The organism is Paenibacillus sp. J31TS4 (genome assembly GCF_018403265.1).
In the GTDB taxonomy this organism is placed as follows: domain Bacteria; phylum Bacillota; class Bacilli; order Paenibacillales; family NBRC-103111; genus J31TS4.
The window spans coordinates 1,638,426-1,662,721 of record NZ_BOSI01000001.1; the positions used below are offsets into that span (position 1 = coordinate 1,638,426).

The following is a 24,296-nucleotide window of genomic DNA, read 5'->3' on the forward strand; positions in this document are numbered from 1 at the left end:
TGACCGGCACTCTCATACCGGTCCTTTCCACGGATGGCGGGTTCCTATTCTTTTACCCAAGCCGAAACCACGATGAATCGCGGACAGCAAAGGGAGAACGGTCAGATAAGCGCGCGGCGCTGCTTGAAGTCCACTTCACGGTAATAGGCGTCCGCGACCAGCAGATTCGGCCCGCAGCACTTCGCGGCGGGGCAGTGGCAGTCGACCGTGCGGGCGAGCGGGTGCTCGAGCCAGCGGGCGAACACCTCGTCCAGACCGTCCCTCGCCACGTTGCCGAGCGCCGACACGTCGGCGAAGTCGGTGACGAAGACGTCGCCGTTGAAGGTATTCACGTTCAGCCGGTTCCGGCCGTCCGGATCGTTGCGCACCGTGACGTTCGGCTCGCTGCGCAGCCGGCTGACGAGAGCGCGGTCCTCCTCCGACGGGCTGCAGCTGAAGAACGGCAGCGTGCCGAACAGCATCCACAGGTCGGGATTGCGGCCGTCGAGCAGCTTCCCGATCGCTTCCCGGAACGTCTCGAGCGGCAGCTTGGGCAGCGACGCGGCGAACGCGCTCGGGTACATCGGATGCACCTCGTGCCGCCGGCAGCCCATCTCGTCGATCAGCCGGTGGATGCCGACCAGCTTGTCGTGCGTCCGGTAATTGATCATGGACTCCGCCGAGACGAACAGGCCGCCCCGGCTCAGCGCGACCGTATTCTCGACCATGCGCTCATAGAGCTTCGCCGCTGTCGCTTCGCTGACCGGACGGGCCGAGTTGACGAAGCCGACCTGGTGAAAATCCTCGGCGTTCAAATAATTGAAGGAGATATGAAGCACATCGAGATACGGGGCCATCGCCTCGTACCGTCCGAGATCCAGCGTCACGTTGGAGTTGAGCTGCGTCCGGATGCCCCGGTCATGGGCGTATTTCAGAATCGGGATCAAATACTCGCGCACCGTCTTCTCCTGGTAGGCGGGCTCTCCTCCCGTTATGCTGATCGTCTCCAGATGCTCGACCTCGTCCAGCAGGCGGAAGACGGTCGCAAGCGGCAGACGGTCCCCCTCCTTCATCACGAGCGCATCGCCGACGGCACAATGCTCGCAGCGCATATTGCACAGGTTCGTCACCGTCAGCTCGACGCTCGTCAGCACGTGGCGGCCGTACCGGCCGAGAGAACGGATCGGATCCCACGGATCGTATTGGGGGCTCATTTCCAGTCTATCTACAACTGCATTCATGCGGGTACACCTGTCTTTCCTTTGGTTCGCGGCTCTCGCCCTTGCCGGCGGAAGCCTGCCCTTTATTGTACCTGAACCGGGAGGAAAGATAAACAAACCGCGGCCGGCCGCGGCCTCTCGTACAGAGTATGCTTGGGCGTTCCGTTTCATGTCCTCCATGCGGCAAAGGGGAAGCGGCCGCGGGCGGCAAAAAAGCCATCCCTCTCGTCGTGAGAAGAAGGGATGGCTTTTGCGGAATGCGGGCGGATCGGCAGCTCAGCCGACGCCCAGCCGGTCCCGGCGGCCGGTGACCGAGACGATCGTGACGGCCAGCTGCTTGGACAGGTCCGTCTCGTAGTAAGGAGTCGTCTCTCTTCCTTCCGGGTCATACAAGATGCGGACGATCGGCCGGTGCGGCAGATTGCGGTTCAGGTCGACGACGACACCGACCTCTCCGGTGCTGAGCTCGACCGTCAGACCCAGCGGGTAGATGGCGATGTGGTCGCGGAACGTCTCCAGCTTGCTCGGCTCGAACAGAGTCCCGGCACCCGCGTACAGCAGCTCCACCGCCAGATGGGGCAGCACCGGAGCCCGGTAAGCCCGGTTCGTCGTAAGCGCATCGTATGTATCCACGATCCCGATCCACCGCGCATAGTCGTGGATATCGGTTCCCTTGAGACCGCGGGGGTAGCCGCTGCCGTCCAGCCGTTCATGATGCTGGAGCGCGCAGTGGGCGGACAAGAGAGACAGGTTCGGTTCGTTCCGCAGCAATTGAAACCCGTACTCTGCGTGCTTCTTCATCAGCTCGTACTCCTCGACCGTCAGCTTGTCCGGCTTGCTCAGGAGCGACAAAGGGATGCGGGTCTTGCCGACGTCATGCAGCAGCGCGCCCATTCCGAGCTGTGTCAGCTCCTCCCGTCCGTAGCCGTGCGCGATGCCGAGCATCGTCGAATAGACGCAGACGTTCAGCGAATGCTGGAACAGGTAATGATCCTTGACCTGCAGGTTGTTCATCATGATCATTGCCGACGGATGATTGCCGAGATCGTCGATAATCGAATCGAGCAGATCGCGGAAGTCTTTGGCGATAAAGGTTGCGAAAGCGGGCTTGCCCTGCGCCGATACGCCCATCATCCGGGAGAAGTGACTCCGGATCGTCCGAGTGGCCGCGAGCCGGGTTTCCGGCCGGATCATCTCGGGAACGTCCACGTCCTCGGTCGCCTTGTCGACAATATATAAGTAGGGGATGCCCCGGCCGGCGAGCCGGCCGATCAGCCCCTCGGTCAGCACCACATCCTTCGCCAGAAGGACGTGCCCCTCCTCATCGAGAATGGGCTTGCCGAGCCGCATTCCTTCCGTGCACAGTTGAATCGGTACAAAACGCATAGACAGCAACCACTTTCCTGTTCAACTTGAAATTTGAGTCTTCCTATACTGTATCGTCAGGAAAAGCGGTTGAGATTAGGTCTCCTGCCCTATTCTTCGTCAAAAACCGACAGCCAGCATGTAAATCAGCACGACGGCGGCCAAAGCGAACCGGTAATAGGAGAAGTAGGTCAGCTTCAGCTTCGACACCAGCTTGATGAACGACGCGACGGCAAGCAGCGCGACGATGAACGAGACGACGAAGCCGACCGCGAACGGAAGCAGATCGTCCGTAGTGAATGCCTTGTAGCTCTTAAGCAGGTCGTAGCCGGTGGCGCCGGCCATGATCGGGATCGCCATCAGGAAAGTGAAGTCGGCAGCCGCTCCCCGGCTCGTGCCGGCCAGCATGCCCGCGGCGATCGTGGATCCGGAACGCGAGAAGCCAGGCCACAGCGAGAGAATCTGGGCCACTCCGATGAAGAGAGCCTGCTTGTACGTAATGCTGTCCATGTCGGCAGCCGTCTCGGCCGGCCGCTGCTTCTCGCCGATGATCATGAAGATACCGCCGAGTACGAGGCCGAGCAGCACCGTCTCCGGCATGAACAGCATCTTGATGTATTTGTGCAGGAAGAAGCCCATCGCCATCGCCGGCACGATGCCGATCAGAATATGAATCAGATTCAGCTTGGGACCTGGCTTGAGCCTCGTCTCCGCATCCTGAATGCCGAATAGCCGCAGCACCCGCTTCCAATACAGCACGACCACCGACAAAATGGCGCCGAACTGGATGACAATCTCGAAGGTCGATGCTTTTTCGCCTTCGAATTTGATGAGATCCCCGACAAGAATCATATGGCCGGTCGAAGATACCGGCAAAAATTCCGTCAACCCTTCCACGATTCCGATAATAATCGCTTTCCACAGCTCCAGCATGTCTGCCTCCTTCAGTTTTCTCACACCGCTCCTATTGTACTTGCCAATGGAAGGGTACACAATCCCGAACTTTTTGGGGCAAGAGCCGGCTCCCTCGGAAGCGGACATGCCGGACGTCCGCATGAGGCGGCGATGCCGAGCCGCTCCTTGTTAGGAGCGGCCCTTCAGGGCGAACCAGTGCCGCTGCGTGTCCGCTACCCGCTCGCCGCCTTCGGCGAGGTCCGCCTCGAGCACGTCGCGGAGGAACTCCGGCAGGAAGTATTCCGTCTCCGTCCCTCTTCCGAGCGGAGAATAGCCTGCACCGAACGTGAACATATCGAGCGAACCCATCCGATACAGCCGCTCGGGATCGAGCGGCTCTCCCTGGATGGAGACGAAGCGGATGCGCTGCCCCTCCGGCAGCCCCGGCTCATACCGGACGTCGATGCCGTCCAGGCAGAGCGTGCCGAGCACCTTGCCCCGGAAGCCGAAGCCGGCCAGCGGCTTGTCGCGGTATTCGTCGGTGAGCGCCAGCTCCAGCGCTTCCTGCAGATCCGCTCCCTTCAGCCAATACCGGCACGGATTGACCGGAGACGGGCAAATGCGAAGCAGATCGCCCTTGGTCACGTCCCCCTCGGGAAGTCCCTCGAGCAGCTGCCCGGCATTCAGCACCGCCGCCTCCGCGCCGACCCAGCGCCGAAGCGCAGCGGCCAGCCGGTTGCCGAGCGGCGACTCCGTCCTCCAGCCGTTCCCGAGGGGCCTGTCGAGCCGGGCGACGACCCGGGAGAGCGACCGCTCCGCCACCTCCCGCCAGCCGGCGATGAGTTCCTCGACCGCCGGATCGGCCGGCAGCGTGTCCGCCGGCAGGCAGCCTCCCTCCACGCTGACGCTTCCCGCCTCCCGGTCGACCGTCACGACGAGGTGGCCCAGGTAGCCGCCGTACTTGCCGGCCGCCGCCAAATAGGTCCGGTTCACGAGAAGCGGTTCCTCCAGCAAGTGGTGGGTATGCGCGCCGATGATGAGATCGATCCCTTCCAGCTGTTCGGCCAGAAGACGATCCTTGGTAATGCCGAGATGGGAGAGGACGACGAGAACATCGACTTGTCCGCGCAGGCGCCGGACCTCCCGGGCGATCGCCTCGAGCGGCTCGTCAATCTGCCAGCCGAGCAAGCTGTAAAAGTCCGGATAAGCGGCGGTCGCTCCGATGAAACCGACACGCAGGCCGTCCACCTCGCGAATCGCGCTTGCCTGGAGCCAGGAGGGCGGCTCCTCCCGCCCCTCCATCGCCAGATTGCAGGCGAGGACGGTGAACGCGGCCTCCTGTCCGTAATTGCGGTCGAGTACCTCTAGCGGAAAGGTGAGGCCCTCGTTGTTGCCGGGGACATGCAGATCGCAGCCGACCGCGTTCAGAACGGCAATGTTGGCCAGCCCGTCCGTTCCGTCTGTGATCGGACTGACCCGGTCGGCGTGATCGCCGAGATCGACCGTCAGCACCCGCCCGGCCGGATATTGGCTGCGGAGCCGCCGGATGCCGCCGGCTAGCTTCGGCATCTGCTCGAAGTGGCTGTGAATGTCGTTGGTATGGAGAAGGACGAATTGCTGCGGATTCCCGGACACGCGGGTTCCCTCCTTTTGGCCTGGATGCGGCGCCGAGCGGCGGAGCCCCGGCTTAACGCCGACCGGCCTCGCCGCCAGTCTGTCATTTTCTCTGCTAGATTGATTATAATGGATGAACCGGACCGGATGCATCCGAAAGAAAGGCCATGTCCTACATTCGTATGCCCAAGCCGGCCAAGTTAGTCTTTGCTAAAAAGGAGAATGGTGTTCATGGAGCTGTCGATCCGATTGTTCGCGGGCCTCAGGGACCGCTTCGGCCGGCCCGAGCTGACGGTGGAGATCGAGCCGGCCGAGCTGCCGCTGACCGCGGACAGGCTGAGGCGTCTGCTAGCCGGGCGGTACCCCGAGGAAGCGTCCGCCATTCTGGCTGCATTCGTAGCCAAGAACCAGGCCTATGCCCCTCCACACGAGCCTGTCGAGGAAGGAGACGAGCTGGCGCTCATCCCCCCGGTATCCGGCGGCTCGGGCATGCAGCAGGAAGCAAATAGAGAACATTTGTTCACCTTGACGGACCTACCGATCGACGAAGGAGCGGTGACGGCCAAGGTGAAGCACCCGGATCACGGAGCCATCCTGACGTTCGCAGGGACAACCCGCGAATGGACGGAAGGCCGCCGTACGGTGCTGCTGGAATACGAAGCGTATGAAGAGATGGCGGTCGGCACGATGGCACAAATTGCCCGGGAAATGGAGGAGCGCTGGCCCGGCACACGCTGCGCGATTACCCACCGGCTCGGCAGCGTGCCGCCGGGAGAGACGAGCGTGGTGATCGCCGTGTCGGCGCCCCGCCGGGCGGCCTGCTACGAAGCGAGCCGGTACGCCATCGAGCGGCTGAAGCAGATCGTGCCGGTGTGGAAGAAGGAAGTTTGGGAGGATGGCAGCGCTTGGCAGGGGGCTGCGGACGGCCCCTGGAATCCGCTTGCCGAAGCGACGAACGGCCGCGGAGCGGGACAGCCATCGCCCACAGGGACATCTGACGCCCAGGGGACGGAATCGTGACGGCCCCCCTCTGGCCGGATGAGGTCCGCTACTCGCGGCAGATGCGTTTCGCCCCGATCAGCGAAGACGGGCAGCGGAGGCTCGCGGAGGCGCACGTCGCCATCGTCGGGCTCGGCGCGCTCGGCAGCGTGCTCGCGGATCTGCTCGCGCGGGCCGGCGTCGGCCGGCTTCGCCTCATCGACCGCGACTTCGTCGAGCCGAGCAACCTGCAGCGCCAGCCGCTCTATACGGAGCGCGACGCCGAGCAGTCGCTGCCCAAGGCGGTCGCCGCGGCCGCCGCCCTCGGCCGCGTGAACCGCTCTACGGCCGTCGAGCCCGTGACGGCCGACATCTCTGCACGGAATGCGGAGGCGCTGCTCGGCGGCGTGTCGCTCATCCTGGACGGGACGGATAACTTCCCGTCCCGGTTCCTCTTGAACGACGTCGCCGTCAAGCGCGGCATTCCGTGGATCTACGGAGGCGCAGTCGCCTCCCGCGGGGTCACGCTGCCCGTGATCCCCGGCGAGACGCCCTGCCTCCGGTGCCTCTATTTCGTGCCGCCGGAGCCCGGCACAGGCGAGACGTGCGACACGGCGGGCATTCTGGCGCCCGCTTCGCACGTCACCGCCTCCCGCCAGGCGGCCGAAGCGCTCAAGCTGCTCGCCGGCCGCCGGGAGGCGGTCAACCCTCGCATGGTCCACTTCGACCTGTGGACCGGCGAGCACGCCGAGCTCGACGTCTCCTCGGCGAGAAACCCTGACTGCCCCGCCTGCGGACGGCGGCAGTTCGAGTTTCTGCACGCCGGTGCGGACGGCGAGCGGACAGCGGCGCTGTGCGGACGGGACGCCGTGCAGATCGTCCCCTCCGCCCCGCTCCGCGTCGATCTCGGCGCTTGGGCTGCCCGCTGGGCCTCGCTCGGCCGCGTCGAGCGCAATCCCTTCCTCGTAAAGCTGCATCTGAGCGAGGAGCAGCGGCTCGTCCTGTTCCCCGACGGCCGTATGCTTGTGCAGGGCGTCTCGGACCCCGAGGACGGACTGCGGCTGTACCGTAGGTATTTCGGCGAATAGCCGGACGGCAGCAGCCCCCTTTTGGCAGGAAGTGACGGTCTGTGCTCCTGCCAGTCAGGGATGGACGCTCTGCCATCCTGCGTGCCGGCCATAAGCCGACAACCGCGCACGATAGGTACTCAAACAAAAGCGAAACGAGAAGGAAGCGCCAAGCAAAAGGCCGGTCACGGAGACCGGCCTTTTGCTTGGCGCGTACTTGGTTTCTCCTTGAGACATCGACGGTCACGCCTAAGCGAACAGGCTTTAGGCAGGCAGGCGCGCCGGGACGCAGGGACATAGACCCGGCGGTAACGTCGTAAGGAATGCGGCAGACCGGGAAGAGACCTCCCTGCCAATTCCGCTGCCATCTAAGAGCCGGCGGCTAACGAAGCTGCTCGGTCTTCAAGGTGCCGGCCGATCCCCGAGGGCTGCCGCACCGACCTTGCCTCGGCTTTTCCGCACGCGTCCATACTGGAAGGAATAAAGAACAAGGATCAGAAGGTCGATCAGCACGATCACCATGTAAATGTTGCTGTACACAAAGGAGCCGGGAACGGCATTCCACGAATTCCAGGTGAAGCCGGCGCCCATGTCGACAGCTCTTCCGAACAGGCCGGCCGCTATCGTGCCCGAGAGAAAATTCAGCATGGTGACCAGGCCCATCCCGACACCGGCCTGTTCCTTCGGCAGCGTCTTGGAGATCGTATTCGAGAGGGCGATTTGCAGCAGCAGCTGGCCGACCATGCCGAAGATCAGGAACACCCCGATCCAGATGTAGGGTAGGTCTGTGAACGCCGACAGCAGCGAATAGCAGAGCAGAAGGAGGAGGCAGGCGATACGAAAGAGAAAGGCGTCCCCTTTCGCATCCGCCAGCTTGCCGCCCCTGCGGCCGAGCAGAGCCGATGTAATGGCTGCGGGAAACATCACATAGCCGATGAGCTTCGGCGAGAGCTGATGAACGTCAACCAGCAGCTGCGGCGTCAGGAAGGGAATGGCGTAACCCGCACCTACCGCCAGCACGGCGATGACCAGCCCCCAAGAATACTGCCGGTTCCGGAACAAGCGCGGCTGGATGAACGGCTCCTCGGCGGTGCGCACGCGCAGCGCGAAGCACAAGAAGAGCAGCAGACTTCCCAGCATCAGCAGCCACGCTCCTTGCGTAACGGCCAGCACCAGCAGGGCGACGGCACCCGACAGCAGTCCGCCGCCCAGCCAGTCTATGCGGGCTGCGCGGCCGCTCTCGTGGTCCAGGTAGGTTCGGTAATAAGGAAGAGTCAGCAGCAGAATGACCGGCAGGCAGAACAGCCATCTCCAGTGCGCGAAGCTGACGATGAAGGATGACACGACAGGACCGATGGCCGTTCCAAGCGCCAGCCCCGTGGCGGAGATGCCGAGTGCGCGCCCCCGGCGTTCCACAGGAAAATAGCGCAGCGGAATGATCATTGCGGTCACGGGAATGACGGCGGCACCGGCGGCCTGAAACATCCGGCCGAGCAGCACCATCCAGAACGCCTGCGACACAAGCCCGACGACGGAGCCGAGGGACAGGAGAAGCACCCCGAACGTAAGCAGGTCCTTCAGCGCGAACCGGTCGGCCAGCTTGCCATAGAGAGCCGAGCCGACGGCATAGACAAGCGTATAGATCGACGTTACCCAGCCTACTTGCGCAAACGTCAGCCCAAACTCCTCTTTGATCTGAGGCAGGACGATATTAAACATTGTGGCGTTCATGACGGATACCACCAAGGTCACGGCCAAAATGCGGATCAGCCGATCCCCCCTTGTTTGCTGCATAGCGAGTTCCAAAACGTCCTCCCCCTTTTCTTTTGTTAAGAGGAATTCTACAATGAAGAAGTAATAATAAAAAATACATATTCAGACATAGAATCATACCTCTAGGTATATGAAAGAGAGGGATACGGATGGAGCTTCTTCAATTGCGTTATTTTAAGACGGTGGCCCGCTTGGAGCATATGACTAAAGCGGCGGAAGAGCTGCGGATCGCCCAGCCGGCTCTCAGCCGGACAATCGCCCGACTGGAGGAAGATCTGGGCGTGCCCTTGTTCGATCGGCAGAAGCGGCAGATCCGGCTTAACCAATACGGCCGCATCTTCTTGAAGCAAGCGGAGACGGCCCTGCAGGCGCTGGAGGAGGGACGCCGGGAGCTGCAGGACCGGGCGGGTCTGCAGCGGGGACGGATCGCGATAGCAACGAACTCGCTGCAGCGCCTCTCTCCTGCGCTCGGCGAATTTCGCGCGCTGCACCCCGATACCAGCTTCCGGATTCTCCAGCTGGCGCCGGGGGAAACAGACACGATGGTCCCGCTTCTGGAAAGCGGTGAGGTGGACCTGTGTTTCACGGCCGCCGCTTTGGCGCACGATAGAATCGTGGAGAGACCGGTGATGAGCTCCCAGGTTGCTCTCGCCGTGCCTCCCGGCCATTGGCTGGAAGGACGGCGTTCCGTCCGGCTGGACGAAGTGGCCGGGGAACCGTTCATCGAGTACAGGGCGGGACATCCGTTTCGCCGGCTGAACGAGGAGATTATCCGGACCGCCGGCATCGCAAGGACCGTCGTCTGCGAAGTGGAGGAGCCCGGGGCTTTGGGGAGTCTGGTGCTCGCCGGACTCGGGGTAGCGCTCGTGCCGACCTGCCGGGCGGATGACGTGCCTCCCTTCCCGGTCCTGCCGCTGGATCCCCCGGGCTTGACCCGCACCTTCAACATCGCTTACCTGGAGAACCGCTACCTGTCCCGCGCGGCGGCCGCCTTTTCCTGCTTTCTGGAAGCCCACTTTGCGCAACTGGAAGGCGGGGGCAGCCCGGAGAGCCAAGCGCTATAATGGCTCTCTTGTCCAGTCCTTCGCTCCCGATAGCCGGGGCTTGCTAACTAACTTTTGAACATTTTGTGAAAAACAGGATAGATTTTCCACCAAGTCGGACTTTTGACGGATTCATCCGGAGGGATTGTGTCTAATACAATACTGTAAAACTACCTAAAATCTGGAGGGTCACAGTATGAACAAACTTGCACGCACTCTGGTTGCACCTTTGGCGATCTCGGCCGCACTCTTCTCGTCGACAGCGCTTGCCGCCGATTCCCAGGATCTCCGCATCCCGGAATCCATTACGATCAATGAAAACATGACGCTGTTCGACGTTTCGAATTCCACCGTCATCGGTCCGTCCGGCTATGCGCTGGCCGCTCCCCAGAAGGTAACCGTCATCGGCGTAGGCTCAGCCAGCTCCTCGGATAAGTACTATGTCGTCGACACCTGGACGGGGCCCAAGGCAATCAACATTTCGAACCGGGACGTGACGCCGATCTTCAACGACTTCCTGCTGAACAAGACAGTGCAGATCAACGGTGTGGCCGCTCTGTATAACGGACCTTCCTACGATACGTACAGCGGCGCGTCGCTGAGCCCGCAGCGTGTCAAAGTCGTTGGCACGAACGGAAGCAATTACGTCCAGATCAACACCTGGATGGGACCGAAATGGATTGACAAGCGGAACGTATCCGAATAGGACCGTTTCGTCGTCTTGCACAAAGCACCCCTTGGAGAACCGCCGGAGCCCTGCTCCTGCCTCCTCTCCGAGGGGTGCTTTGTTTTTGGCCTGGCGCTTGGCCATGACGCGGAGCTCGTCCGACTGTCCCTAGCCGTTGTCCGCCACGGTCCGCTCATCTGCCAGCGCGACGAGCTTGCTGACGGTCCTCCAGTTGCGGACCGTTACGGGAACCCCCAGCTTGGCGAGGTTTGCCGACAGCTTCGAATCCCGGATGCTTTGCCGGAACAGCAGATAAACATCCTTCCCCACGATCCGGAATTCGTCTTTTCCCGACTCGCAAGCGTTCAGCCGTGCGATGCCCTCCGAGCCCGGTTCTTCGGGCAGGAACGCGGCATACAGGCGCTCTCCATCGGCCTGCGCCTCCGCCTCCGCAATCTCCGCTTCGGTGAACGGGCAGTTGGCCGCCGCATGTCTGAGCTCCTCAAACGTCCGCAGCACGACGGTCAGCGCGATGCCAAAGGCCTTCTCGATCTCCGCCTCCATCCGCTTGGCCGCCTCCCGCTCACTCAGCTCCGAATCGAGCAGGACGTTGCCGCTCTGGATATACGTCTGGACGTTCCGGAAACCAGCAGCTTCCAGCACGGCCTTCAGCTCGGCCATCTTGATCTTGTTCTTGCCGCCTACATTGATTCCCCTCAAGAGGGCGATATAAGAAGTCATACGGCATCTCTCCTTTCTTCTTCTCATGCTTGCTCCCTTAGAGCCGAGTCGATCCCCCCTAGCCATGCAAGGGGGGAACGATCTCTCGCTTGGGGAGAACAGGGTTGTCCTAGCGTACCCGACCGGCATTCGCTGCCCGCCATCCGAGGTAGAGCTTTAGTATAGAGGAAATCGCTTCCAAATGGTAGAACTCCCATCACCGCCAGGGCCGGGCGTTCAATCGGCTATGGGAACGACGAAACAGCCGCTTCCCGATTATGCTTCGGAAAGCGGCCGCCGTTCGTAATGTCCTATCTTCCCCCTAATGCCGGCTTATCCGGCCGCCAGTGGGGATGCGCCCCGGGGAACCATCAAAAGATGCTGTCAGACACGTAATAAATCTTCTGCGTGTTTTTCTTGTTCACCGGATCGGTCACGATCGTAAAATACACGTTCCCGTTTTTCGTCTGAACGCCTTCGATTTCATGGGTGCCGACATTGGTGATTTTCACAAGGGTTTTGTAGACGCCGGTGTTCGAGATGAGGGCGATTTGCGGCGTCTCGCCTTCCGCACCGCCGGACGTGTAGATTTCCGTGCTTCCGAGCATATCGAGCCCTTGGAAGGATCCGTTCGGACGGATAATGTCACTGCCCGACTGCGTAAAGCTGGCCACGCAGGCGCTGATTGCCGCGGCGCTATCCATCCGGACCTGGTCATTGCTGTCCAGAAGCTTATTCAGCGCTGCCGTATCATAAATGGACCAAGTGACGGTGCCTTCCTTGGTTTGCACGCGGAACACCGTGTGGGTGCTGTTGCCGCCGCCGTCCACCCGGTACGTCTCCCCTAACCGCGACCCGTTCTTGTTGGCGTAATTCATATAGGTGAACCGGGGGAGGTCGGTATAATCGTAGGTTTTGCCAGCCGAGTACTGGACTCTCGCGACTTGCAGCGACCAGTTATACGTAGTGGACGGGTCTGCCTTCGAGCTGAAATAAAAGTAATTCGCGCCGTTGTAGGTGTACATATCCAGCGTCTGGCAATGGCCCGTGTTCGTGATCGTCATTTCGTCCACGTATGTAGCGTCTTGCCCGTCGATGAGCAATCGGGAGAGATAGCAGGTCCCCCCGGACCGTTGGGTTACGTAAACGTACTTATCCGCGATGTATGCCTTTTGAACGGCTACGTTATGATTAAGTCCTTTTAGGTTATAAGCGAGAGTGGAGGAAGCGTTAACGGTTTTCTGTGGCGTGGCCGCCATGACGGGCAGCGCCGACATGACAAACAAAAGAAAGGCAATCAGTACGGATGTAAACAGTTTGCCTTTCCTTTTCCATAGGCTTCGCGCTTGCTTTTGACTCATCCTGACACCTCCGTTTTTTTGGAACCTTCCGAGGACAAGCTGGTAAGCGGTTTCAAATAAAGGTACACGTTCCCCTCCCTTCTCCCATCTTTAGACATCTTGGGCATGAGCGCCTCCTCTAGTGTATGCTGCTGCCTGGAGGCATTACATTTTTTTACACCTTCCCTCTTCCTTTGAAACGCCCGCCCGCAAAAAAGCAGCCCGCCGTCTCCGGCAGGCTGTTCATCTGGCAAGGGGTCCCGCTAAGGGTTTCGGGTACGAGCGATTATCCTAAGAAACGAATGGATGCCTTTGTTCTTCTTGCGAATTCGACAGGGTTCATGATCGATTCCCAATGAATGTACATCAACCGGGGGTTTTCATTGAGCCAGTGGTTATGCAGAGCCGTGACTTTGATCCCGTTTCTTTGCAGATTGCGATTGAGCCGGTTTGCCTGATTCTGGGTAGCCACCGTTTCCCCTAAACAAAGTGCGCGCCCGGAGCTATCGAGCTGTTCAAAGGAAAACAGCTGGTGCCGAACAAGGGGCGACTGTGTGCGTCTTCCTAAAATGGAAGCGTTCAGCGGCTTGGGGCGATTCACAAAACAGACGGGGCCCGGTTCAATGGTATGCATTCCGCCAAGAATGCTGGAAAATTGATTGCACAGTCTCCTAAAGCGGGGGGTTACTTTTACTGCCATGCTAACACCCTCCCCGCTGATGAGTTCCATGGCGCTCTCCTCTCCTCAAAATCAAAAGAAAAAGGACCTCGCATTGAGGCCCCTTCAAATTACTATTTGTACGCAACCGGCCCTTCCACAAAAGCGGAAGGGCCACCCAATCCATAAACGCAGGAAGTAGGCATTCCACATCAACATCTGTCTCTTTCCTCCCCATTTCGTCCAACATATTATGGTTACAAATGTTGGAAGGGGGACGATAATATATGGCAGTCGCTCACAATCACACCGTATCTAATCGGATCTTGCTGGCAACTTTTGATAAAAATTGGATAAGGCAAAGAGTGTCGGATGGGCATGTAGTTTACATTTCTACTGCGAACAAAGCAACTATTGAGCTCCTTGTCAGTGGTATGAAACAAACAATAAAAAGAACGTTCGCGAAAGGGTCAAGGATATTTGTCGTATATGGCACATTCCACTTTCCACCCCATATACGACTGTAGAGAGCGGCTTTCTTGAGAGTAATCATCAAGTTCACGGTAAACAAAAGCCAGCTTCCATTCGCCAAGAATGGAGTAACTGGCTTTTATTTGTTCCACTTCTCCGAGTCTGGCGCAAATATAAAATACGTGCCCGAGTGACTTGGGCACGCAAGCGTGAAAGTCACAGCGGACACGTATCTGCAGTTACAAAAGATTGAGGATGATGCGCTCGCCCTCTATGAGCGATACATCGAGAAATAATTGACCGGACAAAGACCGAACAAGGTCCTCCGAGAAGCCCGAAAACCTTTAAATTAAAGGGTTATCCGATGCTCCCTTCCATCTCGAACTTGATCATTTCTGGCTTTCAAATAATATCACAGAAACCGGAAAACCCTTGATTTATCAGGGTTTTCTTTGTTTTAAGCATCTTACCATATCACAGGGATTCATACTTGACCGGACAAAAAACGGACAAAGGTTAATCTCAACGTATATGCATTGTCCTAGTCCCCTTCGGGGTTGTCACTGTTACTTCTGCGGGCAATTCGATGCCGTTAGAGATCAATACTGCCTTCACTAACAATACAAGGAATTCCGATTCTTTACCCAAGGTAATCTCATGGACCTTCATGCCGCACCGCCTTTCTATGTAGTCCGTTCCAAAGTTTACCGATATGAAGTATTATGAAACATAGCCAGCCCTCTCCACGCCTCATGTTGAAAGGAGAATCTAATTTGCGCGTCTCCCGAGGGAGATGCTTGCTGCCGGATCTACTGAAACAAAATGGCTTAACTCAGGCGGAATATGCAAGAAGATCCGGACGATCAAAAAGAATGATCTCGTATTTTTGTAACAATGAGCGACCAATGCACCCCGAGGACCTTTACATCGCATCCAAGATCCTCGGCTGTAGATGGGATCAACTGTACGAGATGATCGAAGAGCAAGCTGGGACGGAATAGTCCGCTCCCCCTCGGGTCTTTCGGGAACTATTTGTTCCCATTTACTTTACAATAATATACAACGATTATCACTCCAAAAGGTGTCACATTTTGTCATGGAAGAAAAATCCATGTCGTATCTAAGCTTACTTTTTGCCTATAACCAACAGCTCCTCCACACTCTTGGTCTGGATCACCTTGAACGGCCGGTCAACCTGATACATTGCCTGGGTAATGATCCAGACGCGGGGGAACACCTTCCGATCAGTCGGCTGCCATGGCTCTGCATGCCAATCGTCCGAATAGAAATACCGCTCATACCGGTCAAGCTTCTCTTTCATGACACGGTCGCTGTATACTGAGCGCTGCAGCTCGATCCAGAACGGCGCGCCTTTCCAGATCGTGAAGATGTCGGGCTCAGGATGGCCTTTCCCGTATTTCGGTTCGATGGTGAACCACTTGGGCATGTCGTGCTTTCTGAGCTCCAGGAAGACGTCACAGAGGCCGAGATAGTGCTGCAGCTTGGAGCTGTCCTTCTTGATCGACGGCACGGGGAAATACACGTAGATCCTCCTCTCGGTGGAACAGGTGATAAGGCTATCCCGGCGCAGGCGCTTGAGGCAGAGGTTAGCATCCTTGGCCGGGTTGCGGCAGTGGGAGAAATGGAGCGCGGCGATCTGGTCCCGGGTCATGGCGCGGAACCGTTCGAGGTCTGAAATGATGGCTTTGTCGCGTATGATCATAGTGCATCGAACACTTCTTCTTGCGGCTGCGCTGCTTCCGGCGCGGCCTTTTTCTTTTTGTGCGGCTCTAGCAGCTTCCGGGCCTCCTGAAGATCAAGTAGCGGCGCCTGCACCTGCTGCAGCTCGCCGATCTTGAGCCACATGCGCCCCTTGTCGCGGAGGTGCGCCGCGTCCCCGCTACCGAGCGTTATCCGGCTGTTAATCTCGTCGCTGTGTTTGAAGGCCATCCGGACAGTCAGGTTGTTCTTGAGCTTGCCGTCCAGCACGTCCGCGTCTGGCCGCTGCATGGAGAGGATCAAGAACACGCCGAGCGCCCGGCCAATGGCGCTGATCTCTTCGATGGCCTCCATGCAGGCTTTCTCCTTCTTAAGCAGCGCCACCTCGTCTATCGCCAGAATGATGTATGCCGGCGGCTCCTCCAGCTCGTCGACGTGTGCGCAGCCGGCCGCATCCAGCAGATCGCCGCGCTGAACGAGCTCCTTATGGATGTGGGCCAGCATGCCGCGGAGTTTGCCGGAATCGACAACCACCTCTTGGACGTGCTCCACTCCTTTGAATAGATGAAACTCAGATCGCTTCAGATCGGCCATGTACAGCTGCAGCCGGTCCGGCGGCATCGTCAGGATCATGGTCGTGATGATCGACCGCAGAACCGTACTCTTTCCGCTGCCAGTCTCCCCGGCAATCAGGAGATGCGGATGCTCAGTCATGTCATAGATGACCGGTCCGCTCCGGGCGCTTCCGGCATACACCGGCAGGCCAATCCCCTCGGGAACGGACGGCACCCGGTAGCGGAAGGATTCCATGTTGCGACCGTAGATGGTCAGCGTGAACAGCTTAACGTCGCCAGAGAGCTCGCTGTGCTCGCCAAACTGCTGCTTGAACATCCATAGGTGCTTATAAACCTCGGCCGGATCCAGGCCGACCGGCAGCGTGAACGTCACCCGGACCGCGTCCCGGTAGATGCCGATGCGGCGGATGGTTGGATAAACCCTCAGCTCCTTACCCCCGGGCTTCTTAGTCTTGAGGCAGATTTCAGCGAGCCGAAACACCTGCCGCAGCTTGGCGCGCGTCTCCGTCTCCGGCATTGTCCGCCAGGTCGCCCACATTCCGGCAACGCTGGCCGCGAGCCCCACGCCTTTTGCTAAAGCCAATGCGCTCATTACCATTCGCGACCCTCCGTTTTAAACAAAATCCTTGTTCTGCTCCCCATCTGTTGTCCGTTTTGTACAACACGGGTTTCACTACCCCGGTCGATACCCGGGTAGATACCCGGGCAGCTACGACACGAACAAGCCCAGGATGCCGTGTGCTATCGCTCCGCTTAACCGCTCGTGGAACAACCAGCAAGCATAGGCCCCGAGAGCCCCTGATAACAGCACCAGCGACCATCCGGCCGCGTCTCGTTCGATCAACATTACACGCATGCTGTACCCCCTCAGAAGTAGACATTGAAGCTCGCCTGCACGTACCGGACCATCCTCCACCACGCCTCCCACGCGATATACGCACAGCCTGCGTAGGTCACGATCTTCACGAACATGGTCTTGTCACCATGGCCGGTGTACTCCATAAGGGCCGTGCCAAGGTGCGAGACGCCGACGACACCCAGCACTGCAAAGAGGCTGCCCATCCCCTGGACCATCATCGCCTATCCCCTCCTCGGCTGCGGTATGAAGACCTTGGGTACGCTGATCGGCCGCTCCTGGATCGTCTGCACCTTCTCCGTCCGGATCCCGAGCGCCAGACGTAGCCCGGTCCGGCAAAGCTCCGAGATTTCTTGCCCGTCCATGGCCTTAATCGCATCGTACAGGTCGTCATCGTACTGTTTGCGCAGCCGGAAGCCCACGAATCGCTTGTTGGTCATGCTGCAAACCCCTTTCTAACGGTTGATAACCCTACGATACGTCGGCCGGCTTGGGCGATATTCGCAGTTTTGCGAAAGATTGTGAATAAAAATGATGATCCTTGTCCATCCTTGCTGTTAAAGGAGATGAGGAGAATGTTCGGTAGAGGTGGGAAACCGCGCACGTCTTACGGCAGGTTCTTGGATAGGCATCAGGTTCAACAAGAGGACGTATGCAAAGCAACGGGGCTAAGCAGGAACACCGTTTCTGACGCATGCAGCAATCTAGACTATACCCCGCGAAGAAGCACCATGACCCTGCTGCTGCAGGCGGCCAAAAAGCTGACGGGGAAGACGATGAAACGAGAAGACTTTTGGATATAACTAAGCGCGAAAAAAAAAGGCCCTTCGGGAAGTAGATCCTTCCGTCTGGGCCGATCAGTTTTGGGATTTGTAGTTGTCAAAAGTTATACACATTTCTTAGCCATCTTTGTGGATATTGACGTAACAATAAGAGGCGATTCGTTCGGTTAATTCTGCTTTTATGTAATCCCACCTAAGGATCATTTGTCCTTGATACCCGCGGCAGAAGTGCTCAATCCTCAACTCTTCCTTTGTCTTTTCGGCAAGATGCACCTTAATCCCGCTTTTCCGGAGTTCTTTTCTCACCCCGGAAAAGTCGTGACTAATCATATTCATCACGTTATCCAGCAGCTGGGAATATACAGGGCCCATCTTGAGACTTGCCGCTTTCTGGATTGCAGATTTATCATGCTCTAGCACAGTGAGCGCGATCGGAAGCAAAGCGTATTCTTTGATTAACGCGAGCTCGACTTCCGATGCCCGAGGTGGTGTTGCCTTCATGAGTTCACTGACTCCTTCTCAGGTAATATTACCGTCAGAGTTCTTGGGCGAGCGTGTTCCCATTTTATTAATCCCCTAGACTTTAGTCTTTCCAGATATCCATGAATTGTGCTTATCGATTTGTAGCCGGTCAGCTCCATGAGTTCTCTGTTGGTTGGGGGATAACCGTGTTTGAGAGTGAACGAAATAATCGTGTCCAGCACTCGTTGCTGACTTGCCGAGATCTTTTTCAAGATGTTAGCCTCCCTTGTCGCGAGATAAAACAGAACATACGTTCCTGTTATTATATGCGAACAAAAGGGGAACAGCAACAGGAAAGAGCGGCTGATGGCAACGCAAAAAGAGCGCCTGGGATGCTTAAGCGCTCTTTCTGACCGGTGCTTCCGGATTTGTATGAGGCGATTGTAACATGGAAATTTATGGGTTGTCAATATCTCCCCCGTACCCATTCCACCACAAGACGATGACCACCGCCACGACGATTACGACAGCCGCGGTTTCTTTGAACCGTTTGGCTGATACGATACGGACCGCTTTCCCCATCGAGGCATCGAACGATGGGTTCTTCAACCGCACGCGATGCGTTACGTACGCGAATAGGAGGATTAATAAGCCGGCCAGAACGAACGGGCCGCCGTAGATGAGCAGAAACGACAGGTATTCCATTACCTCACTCCAATTTCCCGCTTGAGCTGCGGGATTATCTCCCCCGGGCGCTCTGATTTAGTCCAATACGTTTATACCCGCTTGCTCTTTTCAATTGCTCGGATAAGCTTCTCATTGCGCTTGTCAGCTTTATAAGAATGGACAACGAAGAACGCATGAATAACACCTGGCACATACGCGAAGCAAGTGAGGATGATATTCAGGAGCATTTGTCCAGGTTTTCCGCAGCTCAATATGGCCAATGGCGGAAGAAAACATAAAAAATAACGCATTTGTTCCAATCCTTTCGAGGTTTATGGTAAAGGTATTCGGCATTCCCCCTGTTATTCCTACCAACTTAGCCAAACAAAAAAACCCCCGCCAGCCAAACGGCCAAGGGGGGGGGGGGGGGATTCGTCATTTCGTATTTCCACTGCGCGGGTTAAAGGCGAGCTCGTAGAGTCCAGTCGACGAAAGACCGGCAAAGCCGCCGGCCCATAGCCGCAGTACCAATTCCAACTCGGTGAACGGATAGGCCGCGGCGCCGATCGCGATCCCAATAGCCAATCCGACAATCGGCACAACGTTCTTCGGCAAGGTAACCGTGGTCTTGACCAGCTGCACCAGTGCCATGACTACCACAGCCAGAAGCGAAGCGAAGGCCATTACTTGCGACATCATTCCATTATCCATAAACTAATCCTCCCCCTTATTTATTTGCTTGTCGTTATGCCAGCTGCTGCGCGCAGCTCGTTTGCAAGGTAATGCTGCCAATCACGAAGCTGCTTGCAGGCAGCCGCCTTCTTCTCATCCCCGAGTTTAAGGGCTTGCTCCATCTGAGTGTTCAAGGAATACCACTCCGGCGAGAGATACGAATCGATAATATTCCGGGCCACGTCGGGGTTCAACTTCGGCACGCCGACTTCCTCCTCTTCCATTTTCAAGTCGCATTGCTGCCCCCACAAACCGGCTTCACCGTACAAGTCATTCCAGTCCACGCCGATCCCGTTAGCTCGGACATCGATTTGCCGCTGGTAGACGTTTGCTCGCGACGAGATGCTTCCTCGGCTCCAGGCGACGGTCTGCCAGAAGTATTTGACTGCGCCGCGTGCAGCCATGGCCTCCACGACCGAATAAGAGCCGTAGACACCGATCGCATAGCCGGGGATCTCTTTTGCGGCAGCTCGCAAGTATGCTTCGATCCGGTCGAAGTCGCTGGCCGGTGCATCGTAGTCAACGGCAAAATAAATGGCCGAACCCGTAGGCTGGCCAATTGATCGTGCATGGGCGTAAGCGATTTGTCCGTCTTCTCTTCCTGCTACCGCTCCGCCTTTTGTGCGGTCCGCTGTGCGTTCGAAAACAGAAAGAATGGAAAGCCCAGATGCCCGGATCACGGCGGCCTCAGATGGCCCAAGCGTCTTCCAACTGCCGGGTGTAACGTACCGACCAACGAACCGGACTCCTTGCGCTCGAAACTTAAGCGCAAGCTCTGCAGTGAGAGCAGTTGCACAGTCGATACCGATTTCTTTGAGCATTTCATCCACCTCCCCTTGTCAGTAAGTTCAAAATAAGCGCCCCGACCGTTGCCCCGATCACGTAGGTCAGAAACGACATCCACGACTTCTGCATGGACTTGCGTTCCGAGAGACTATCTTTCTGATTTTGCTGAAGAAGCGTAAACAGCTTCATCTCAAGCGTGTCGAACCTCGCCATAATTTGATCAAACTGGAATTTCATCTGCCGAGTGGAATCCTTCAATTCACGGATTTCTTCTTCGTACCGTTTGGAGCTCTCCTCGAGAAGTTTTAGATGCTCTTGATGTGTTAGGGACTCCCGGTTAAGCCGCAGCAGCTCCCCGCTCATACCTTGGAGTTGCTTCTCGACTTCCTCCAGCTTGTCCAGCGCCTCCTTGCTCATGAGCTCCATGGCGGCCCTCCTCCCCCTCAAAAGAAAAAGGACCCTCGATCAGGGTCCTCGTCAACTTGCTCATTTAGGTGTAGCGATGATGTCCCGCTTCTCTTGCTCCGTGATATAGTTCTTCGCGACGGCCGTCTCTAGTTGCTGCTCTGACACCGTATCATTTATCCAGCACATCAAGAAATAGTTGAACAATCTGCTTGCCATATTTAATCATCCTTTCGTATTAGAGTCCGAGCAAGAAGTTGATCGTTTCCTGCATCTCTTTCAGGTTTCTATCTTGAACCGCCAGTTTCTCCCGAAGTTCATTGACCTCAGGTTTGGTGGCGACAGTTAAGAATGTGAGCTCTCCTGACCCGTCTTGGTTTCGATGCTCTGCGATGATCGGGTTATCCTTATTCTCTTCCACAATCAGGCCACGCTCATCCATGTCCCCATAGGGAACGGTTAGGTTGATACTAGACACTGGTCTGTCCCTCCCTAGAAGTATTTCTCGTTATCCACCTTGGCCCCGGGGCATCCTTGTTGGTGATTTTGGCCCCCCATAGGGAGTATCCATTCTCCTGATACTCTGTTCGGATAACGATGTCAAGGATGTCCCCTCTAGTGAGGTCCAAGTTTAACGAACAAAAGTAGTTGACGTTAGGATTGGACCTAAACCAAGTGTTAGCGAGGGTTCGTCCATTGACTCTAACATCGGCAATCCCATAGGAGGCAAACATAGTCCAAGAGATGTTATAGGCGTTGGTTCCATGGGCATCTATCGTGAAGCTTCTGGCTATCCGATAGGTGGTACTATTGCCGAAGAAGGTGTCGCTGCCAGCATCCGAGTTGTAAGCATGAGGTATGCCAGTACCCGTCATCCCCAGCATAGTCCATCCGTTGAGGATGTATGGTTGCAGGAAATTGGGGTCGTTGATTTGAATCTCGGGGTATCCGGTTGCTGTAGGTGTCCGGTACATGCCCAGTGGAATCCTTACCCACAGAGTACCGGGAGTCCCTACATAGTTGACTGGAGGTCCATATGCACCGCGCTCCGGCTGAGTTCCAACATACCGTACTCCGTTGGCATAGAACACCTTTCCGGAGACGGCATCAGCAGCTACGGCATTACCATCGCTGGTGTAGGTCCCTCTCACATACTGCCCAGGTGCCCCTAAGGTACTGTTGGCCCCAATGGTCTGCCCGGCTTTAACCACCTCAGGATTCAGGCCGTAGACTTCCTGCCGGAGGATGGTATTCTGATCTATATAAGCCGTGATCCCGGGCTTGAAATACAGGCTTCCACCGTATCCGTCTCCCCACAGGCCAAAGCCGGACACTGAAGTAATCGCGACCGTATTGGCGGCATTATCTGAGACGGTCTGGCCACCTCGGTTCGAGAGGGTTCCGGTACGTTTAGCACCGCCAGCATAGAATGTCACTCCAGATAGCACCTGACCAACTGCGGCATTGGCATCCGAGGATATGGCCTTGATTTTGTTGGACAGGGTTGCAAAGGTATCAGCCGTAGTAGCGGCCTGGTTCATGGCCACAATCGCATTGACGATGGCCGATTTGCCCGATTCCACGTTAGCTGCGGCCTGAGTTATCCTGGCTTCCAGGTCATTCAGGTTCGCCGGCGAAAGCGGCGTTGTCTCGCTCCACTGCATTTCTTCACCTCATTCATTTCGACTTGGTAAGCAGCTCCGTCACCTGATCGTCAAGGCTCTGCATATACGCTGCGGTTATGGCCTTTGTGCCGGTCATCGGTGTAAAGCTACGTGTGTCGATTCTCTCGATTTGTAGTGCCTCCATCTCCGTCTTGGTCTTGTTGTAGGGCTGCTCGTCTACTTTGATGTCTCCCCGCATGCCGCCAAACCATGCCACCTTAGACAGGCTGCCAATACCCTCGAACGGAGCAATGTAGGATAAGCTCGTGATGCTGCCGGTATCCGCGCCGATCTGCTTCGTGATCACTTTCCGTAGCAGCTCTTTACCTTTCGTATCGTAAAGTGCCACCGTCTTGACGCGGTCGGCGTACTCGAACATTGGGAATAGGCCGGTCGACGGAAACAACGTGCTGGAGGCGTAGACCTCCTTGAAAATGTTTGGCGCTTCGGCAGCTGTCCAAGTCTTCGTGAAAGGGGCCAGCGTTATCAGCACCTCATCCTCGCTGATATTCTCCCTGATGACGAACGCCTGCCCGCGGGTCGCCATCCGTTCAAACACCCGCGCCCAACTTCCTTGCTCCGGACCCTCGGCTGCAGAAACCTCGTAGATCAATTTGCCGGTCATGTCCCGGATGGTCACACTCTCGATCAAGAGCTCCGCGTCGATCAGCCCATGCTTAGGCAAATTGACCGTAACGATCTGCCCGGCTTCCAATCCTTTTCTGGCCGTTCTGAACTTTACACGCCGCCCGTTTTTCGCATACTTGGCCAGCTTTGCCCCAGCGCTTTGGAAGGCCGCCTCACGATTCGTTGTCTCCGGCTCGTCCTCTACGTCCTCATTGATACCTGAATTCTGCTCGAGGTCTTTCCGCAACTCAATCTCGTCTTGGTCCCTCGATATGACAACGATTGAGAATTCCCCTTGATAGGTCACGGACAATACGTCCGTGTCCTTGATCGGAGTGGCATCGGTATCCTGAGAGATCGTGTTCTCGCCCTTGGACCAATACCACTGCTTGCCTGTTTCAAGCCCACGGATGCCTACTGTTTGCGTCAGGCCGTTCAGTCGGACAGTCGGTACCTTGGCAACCTTGAAACCCGTGGTGAACGCCGTCCGCATCCCGTCGCCCTTAAACACTTCTGTTTGCGGATCAGTAATGTCCGTGCCGCCTTTGATGTATTGGGAGTTACGATATTTCGGATTGCCGTGCTCTACCGTGATATTTGGGTCCACATCAGCCGTCACGGTCCAGGGAGCTGAATACGTCGCCCGCTCAACAAAATGGAGTGTACGGTCGAAATCAATCCACCACAAAAAGCCCGCCTTCTCCGCCAGCGCTTCAAGCGCCCGAGAAACCGGTACGTAGTTGAAAATGGCTTCCTGCACGACAGGGCCGTCCTGGATGTTACCGGCTATGATCCCTTCCTCGGATAGCTTGCTGCCGAGAATATCCCGGACTATTTCTCCGGCCGAGGTTTCCTGGTAAGCACGCGCCAACACACGCTTGTCCGCCAAATAGTGCATATCCTTGCATCGGATGGTGTGCAGTAAAAAGTGGGCGCCAGGCGGGCGCCTTTCCGACGGCTTGTCAATTACGCCAGCGAAAATAAGCGTTTGATCGTCGTCATAGATCTCCACCGGCTCTCCCTGCTGGAAATGGATTCCTAGGTCCGTCTCGACTACAAAAGTTGCCGTGGACCGCTCGCCAATGGTGTCTTCTATGGAGAGGGTGTTTACCTGTCTCGTGATCCTCTTATTGTTGATCGATGAAATTTTGTGTGTGACAATCTGCCAAGGGCTAAGGAACACGGTCTTTTTCAAGGTTACTCACCTCCCTCCACCTCAAAAGAAAAAGGACC

At 57.2% G+C, this 24,296-nt stretch carries 29 protein-coding genes; 5 read left to right on the plus strand and 24 right to left on the minus strand.

The features are described from left to right. Positions 1–101: 101 nt before the first annotated feature. The 4 genes from yfkAB to KJS47_RS07590 all read right to left on the minus strand — a co-directional run bounded on the left by yfkAB (position 102) and on the right by KJS47_RS07590 (position 5,093). Positions 102–1,220: a radical SAM/CxCxxxxC motif protein YfkAB gene (gene yfkAB, locus KJS47_RS07575; protein WP_213524139.1), complete on the minus strand. Its 1,119-nt coding sequence runs from the start codon at positions 1,218–1,220 to the stop codon at positions 102–104. A gap of 255 nt (positions 1,221–1,475) precedes the next feature. Beyond that, entirely contained in the window at positions 1,476–2,585 is a 1,110-nt protein-coding gene (locus tag KJS47_RS07580) for an HD-GYP domain-containing protein (protein ID WP_213524141.1), read from the minus strand. 99 nt (positions 2,586–2,684) lie between these two features. Further along, the gene (locus tag KJS47_RS07585) at positions 2,685–3,497 is read right to left on the minus strand and encodes an undecaprenyl-diphosphate phosphatase (protein WP_213524143.1); all 813 of its coding nucleotides are present in this window, start codon (positions 3,495–3,497) and stop codon (positions 2,685–2,687) included. Between the two features lie 150 nt (positions 3,498–3,647). Then, positions 3,648–5,093, minus strand: coding sequence for a bifunctional metallophosphatase/5'-nucleotidase (locus KJS47_RS07590; protein ID WP_249716158.1), 1,446 nt, complete (start codon positions 5,091–5,093; stop codon positions 3,648–3,650). A 210-nt stretch (positions 5,094–5,303) separates the two neighbouring features. Here KJS47_RS07590 and KJS47_RS07595 point away from each other — a divergent pair, with 210 nt between their 5' ends. Both KJS47_RS07595 and KJS47_RS07600 read left to right on the plus strand, forming a co-directional pair. After that, positions 5,304–6,092, plus strand: coding sequence for a molybdenum cofactor biosynthesis protein (locus KJS47_RS07595; protein ID WP_213524147.1), 789 nt, complete (start codon positions 5,304–5,306; stop codon positions 6,090–6,092). A 41-nt stretch (positions 6,093–6,133) separates the two neighbouring features. Next, complete coding sequence (locus tag KJS47_RS07600; RefSeq protein WP_213525013.1) at positions 6,134–7,138, plus strand: ThiF family adenylyltransferase; 1,005 nt, start codon at positions 6,134–6,136, stop codon at positions 7,136–7,138. Between the two features lie 381 nt (positions 7,139–7,519). Here the strand turns inward: KJS47_RS07600 and KJS47_RS07605 are convergent, their stop codons facing one another. Next, positions 7,520–8,923, minus strand: a complete 1,404-nt coding sequence (locus tag KJS47_RS07605; RefSeq protein WP_374706996.1) for an MFS transporter — start codon at positions 8,921–8,923, stop codon at positions 7,520–7,522. A gap of 116 nt (positions 8,924–9,039) precedes the next feature. On the opposite strand from KJS47_RS07605, the gene KJS47_RS07610 reads away from it, so the two are divergent. Then, a complete protein-coding gene (locus tag KJS47_RS07610; RefSeq protein ID WP_213524149.1) occupies positions 9,040–9,954 on the plus strand; it encodes a LysR family transcriptional regulator in 915 nt (304 codons plus the stop codon). A 175-nt stretch (positions 9,955–10,129) separates the two neighbouring features. Further along, positions 10,130–10,639, plus strand: a complete 510-nt coding sequence (locus KJS47_RS07615; RefSeq protein WP_213524151.1) for a hypothetical protein — start codon at positions 10,130–10,132, stop codon at positions 10,637–10,639. 129 nt (positions 10,640–10,768) lie between these two features. Here the strand turns inward: KJS47_RS07615 and KJS47_RS07620 are convergent, their stop codons facing one another. The 3 genes from KJS47_RS07620 to KJS47_RS07630 all read right to left on the minus strand — a co-directional run bounded on the left by KJS47_RS07620 (position 10,769) and on the right by KJS47_RS07630 (position 13,360). Then, on the minus strand, positions 10,769–11,341 hold the full coding sequence (locus tag KJS47_RS07620; protein WP_213524153.1) for a DUF1697 domain-containing protein: 573 nt from the start codon (positions 11,339–11,341) through the stop codon (positions 10,769–10,771). Positions 11,342–11,691: 350 nt separating this feature from the next. Next, positions 11,692–12,681: a phage baseplate protein gene (locus tag KJS47_RS07625; RefSeq protein ID WP_213524154.1), complete on the minus strand. Its 990-nt coding sequence runs from the start codon at positions 12,679–12,681 to the stop codon at positions 11,692–11,694. Positions 12,682–12,946: 265 nt separating this feature from the next. Next, the gene (locus KJS47_RS07630; RefSeq protein ID WP_213524156.1) at positions 12,947–13,360 is read right to left on the minus strand and encodes a DUF1259 domain-containing protein; all 414 of its coding nucleotides are present in this window, start codon (positions 13,358–13,360) and stop codon (positions 12,947–12,949) included. A 1,181-nt stretch (positions 13,361–14,541) separates the two neighbouring features. Between KJS47_RS07630 and KJS47_RS07635 the strand changes: the two genes are divergently transcribed. Beyond that, positions 14,542–14,790 carry a helix-turn-helix domain-containing protein gene (locus KJS47_RS07635; RefSeq protein WP_213525016.1) on the plus strand — a complete coding sequence of 83 codons (249 nt, stop codon included), beginning with the start codon at positions 14,542–14,544 and terminating at the stop codon, positions 14,788–14,790. A 125-nt stretch (positions 14,791–14,915) separates the two neighbouring features. Here the strand turns inward: KJS47_RS07635 and KJS47_RS07640 are convergent, their stop codons facing one another. The 16 genes from KJS47_RS07640 to KJS47_RS07710 all read right to left on the minus strand — a co-directional run bounded on the left by KJS47_RS07640 (position 14,916) and on the right by KJS47_RS07710 (position 24,258). Further along, on the minus strand, positions 14,916–15,512 hold the full coding sequence (locus KJS47_RS07640) for a replication-relaxation family protein (RefSeq protein ID WP_213524158.1): 597 nt from the start codon (positions 15,510–15,512) through the stop codon (positions 14,916–14,918). Beyond that, entirely contained in the window at positions 15,509–16,675 is a 1,167-nt protein-coding gene (locus tag KJS47_RS07645) for an FtsK/SpoIIIE domain-containing protein (RefSeq protein ID WP_213524160.1), read from the minus strand. Before KJS47_RS07645 ends, KJS47_RS07640 begins: the two co-directional genes overlap by 4 nt. 117 nt (positions 16,676–16,792) lie before the next feature. Then, positions 16,793–16,939, minus strand: a complete 147-nt coding sequence (locus KJS47_RS07650; protein WP_213524162.1) for a hypothetical protein — start codon at positions 16,937–16,939, stop codon at positions 16,793–16,795. Positions 16,940–16,950: 11 nt separating this feature from the next. Next, entirely contained in the window at positions 16,951–17,160 is a 210-nt protein-coding gene (locus KJS47_RS07655; RefSeq protein ID WP_213524163.1) for a hypothetical protein, read from the minus strand. 3 nt (positions 17,161–17,163) lie between these two features. After that, the gene (locus KJS47_RS07660; protein WP_213524165.1) at positions 17,164–17,379 is read right to left on the minus strand and encodes a hypothetical protein; all 216 of its coding nucleotides are present in this window, start codon (positions 17,377–17,379) and stop codon (positions 17,164–17,166) included. Between the two features lie 459 nt (positions 17,380–17,838). Further along, on the minus strand, positions 17,839–18,222 hold the full coding sequence (locus KJS47_RS07665; RefSeq protein WP_213524167.1) for a YhjD family protein: 384 nt from the start codon (positions 18,220–18,222) through the stop codon (positions 17,839–17,841). Continuing rightward, entirely contained in the window at positions 18,219–18,671 is a 453-nt protein-coding gene (locus tag KJS47_RS24380) for a LexA family protein (RefSeq protein WP_374706999.1), read from the minus strand. The genes KJS47_RS07665 and KJS47_RS24380 overlap by 4 nt, the downstream gene beginning before the upstream one ends. Continuing rightward, the gene (locus tag KJS47_RS07675; RefSeq protein WP_213524171.1) at positions 18,640–18,888 is read right to left on the minus strand and encodes a hypothetical protein; all 249 of its coding nucleotides are present in this window, start codon (positions 18,886–18,888) and stop codon (positions 18,640–18,642) included. The genes KJS47_RS24380 and KJS47_RS07675 overlap by 32 nt, the downstream gene beginning before the upstream one ends. Positions 18,889–18,959: 71 nt before the next feature. Continuing rightward, positions 18,960–19,160, minus strand: a complete 201-nt coding sequence (locus KJS47_RS07680; RefSeq protein ID WP_213524173.1) for a YqaE/Pmp3 family membrane protein — start codon at positions 19,158–19,160, stop codon at positions 18,960–18,962. Between the two features lie 124 nt (positions 19,161–19,284). Next, positions 19,285–19,545, minus strand: a complete 261-nt coding sequence (locus KJS47_RS07685; RefSeq protein WP_213525017.1) for a holin — start codon at positions 19,543–19,545, stop codon at positions 19,285–19,287. Between the two features lie 35 nt (positions 19,546–19,580). Then, complete coding sequence (locus KJS47_RS07690; protein WP_213524175.1) at positions 19,581–20,402, minus strand: DUF1906 domain-containing protein; 822 nt, start codon at positions 20,400–20,402, stop codon at positions 19,581–19,583. 1 nt (position 20,403) lies between these two features. Then, positions 20,404–20,793, minus strand: a complete 390-nt coding sequence (locus KJS47_RS07695) for a hypothetical protein (protein WP_213524177.1) — start codon at positions 20,791–20,793, stop codon at positions 20,404–20,406. 60 nt (positions 20,794–20,853) lie between these two features. Further along, positions 20,854–20,991 (minus strand): hypothetical protein, encoded by a 138-nt coding sequence (locus KJS47_RS24385; RefSeq protein ID WP_374707001.1) that lies wholly within the window; start codon positions 20,989–20,991, stop codon positions 20,854–20,856. Between the two features lie 19 nt (positions 20,992–21,010). Beyond that, a complete protein-coding gene (locus tag KJS47_RS07700; RefSeq protein ID WP_213524179.1) occupies positions 21,011–21,250 on the minus strand; it encodes a hypothetical protein in 240 nt (79 codons plus the stop codon). Then, positions 21,243–22,436 (minus strand): hypothetical protein, encoded by a 1,194-nt coding sequence (locus KJS47_RS07705; protein WP_213524181.1) that lies wholly within the window; start codon positions 22,434–22,436, stop codon positions 21,243–21,245. Before KJS47_RS07705 ends, KJS47_RS07700 begins: the two co-directional genes overlap by 8 nt. Positions 22,437–22,449: 13 nt before the next feature. Further along, positions 22,450–24,258 (minus strand): hypothetical protein, encoded by a 1,809-nt coding sequence (locus tag KJS47_RS07710; RefSeq protein ID WP_213524183.1) that lies wholly within the window; start codon positions 24,256–24,258, stop codon positions 22,450–22,452. Between the last annotated feature and the right edge of the window lie 38 nt (positions 24,259–24,296).

Bases quoted from the DNA above. Each gene is read 5' to 3' on its own strand.
- yfkAB (WP_213524139.1), bottom strand. From the start codon at position 1,220: ATGAATGCAGTTGTAGATAGACTGGAAATGAGCCCCCAATACGATCCG.
- KJS47_RS07580 (WP_213524141.1), bottom strand. From the start codon at position 2,585: ATGCGTTTTGTACCGATTCAACTGTGCACGGAAGGAATGCGGCTCGGC.
- KJS47_RS07585 (WP_213524143.1), bottom strand. From the start codon at position 3,497: ATGCTGGAGCTGTGGAAAGCGATTATTATCGGAATCGTGGAAGGGTTG.
- KJS47_RS07595 (WP_213524147.1), top strand. From the start codon at position 5,304: ATGGAGCTGTCGATCCGATTGTTCGCGGGCCTCAGGGACCGCTTCGGC.
- KJS47_RS07600 (WP_213525013.1), top strand. From the start codon at position 6,134: ATGCGTTTCGCCCCGATCAGCGAAGACGGGCAGCGGAGGCTCGCGGAG.
- KJS47_RS07610 (WP_213524149.1), top strand. From the start codon at position 9,040: ATGGAGCTTCTTCAATTGCGTTATTTTAAGACGGTGGCCCGCTTGGAG.
- KJS47_RS07615 (WP_213524151.1), top strand. From the start codon at position 10,130: ATGAACAAACTTGCACGCACTCTGGTTGCACCTTTGGCGATCTCGGCC.
- KJS47_RS07620 (WP_213524153.1), bottom strand. From the start codon at position 11,341: ATGACTTCTTATATCGCCCTCTTGAGGGGAATCAATGTAGGCGGCAAG.
- KJS47_RS07625 (WP_213524154.1), bottom strand. From the start codon at position 12,681: ATGAGTCAAAAGCAAGCGCGAAGCCTATGGAAAAGGAAAGGCAAACTG.
- KJS47_RS07630 (WP_213524156.1), bottom strand. From the start codon at position 13,360: ATGGCAGTAAAAGTAACCCCCCGCTTTAGGAGACTGTGCAATCAATTT.
- KJS47_RS07635 (WP_213525016.1), top strand. From the start codon at position 14,542: ATGTTGAAAGGAGAATCTAATTTGCGCGTCTCCCGAGGGAGATGCTTG.
- KJS47_RS07640 (WP_213524158.1), bottom strand. From the start codon at position 15,512: ATGATCATACGCGACAAAGCCATCATTTCAGACCTCGAACGGTTCCGC.
- KJS47_RS07645 (WP_213524160.1), bottom strand. From the start codon at position 16,675: ATGAGCGCATTGGCTTTAGCAAAAGGCGTGGGGCTCGCGGCCAGCGTT.
- KJS47_RS07650 (WP_213524162.1), bottom strand. From the start codon at position 16,939: ATGCGTGTAATGTTGATCGAACGAGACGCGGCCGGATGGTCGCTGGTG.
- KJS47_RS07655 (WP_213524163.1), bottom strand. From the start codon at position 17,160: ATGATGGTCCAGGGGATGGGCAGCCTCTTTGCAGTGCTGGGTGTCGTC.
- KJS47_RS07660 (WP_213524165.1), bottom strand. From the start codon at position 17,379: ATGACCAACAAGCGATTCGTGGGCTTCCGGCTGCGCAAACAGTACGAT.
- KJS47_RS07665 (WP_213524167.1), bottom strand. From the start codon at position 18,222: ATGAAGGCAACACCACCTCGGGCATCGGAAGTCGAGCTCGCGTTAATC.
- KJS47_RS24380 (WP_374706999.1), bottom strand. From the start codon at position 18,671: ATGGGTACGGGGGAGATATTGACAACCCATAAATTTCCATGTTACAAT.
- KJS47_RS07675 (WP_213524171.1), bottom strand. From the start codon at position 18,888: ATGGAATACCTGTCGTTTCTGCTCATCTACGGCGGCCCGTTCGTTCTG.
- KJS47_RS07680 (WP_213524173.1), bottom strand. From the start codon at position 19,160: ATGCGTTATTTTTTATGTTTTCTTCCGCCATTGGCCATATTGAGCTGC.
- KJS47_RS07685 (WP_213525017.1), bottom strand. From the start codon at position 19,545: ATGTCGCAAGTAATGGCCTTCGCTTCGCTTCTGGCTGTGGTAGTCATG.
- KJS47_RS07690 (WP_213524175.1), bottom strand. From the start codon at position 20,402: ATGCTCAAAGAAATCGGTATCGACTGTGCAACTGCTCTCACTGCAGAG.
- KJS47_RS07695 (WP_213524177.1), bottom strand. From the start codon at position 20,793: ATGGAGCTCATGAGCAAGGAGGCGCTGGACAAGCTGGAGGAAGTCGAG.
- KJS47_RS24385 (WP_374707001.1), bottom strand. From the start codon at position 20,991: ATGGCAAGCAGATTGTTCAACTATTTCTTGATGTGCTGGATAAATGAT.
- KJS47_RS07705 (WP_213524181.1), bottom strand. From the start codon at position 22,436: ATGCAGTGGAGCGAGACAACGCCGCTTTCGCCGGCGAACCTGAATGAC.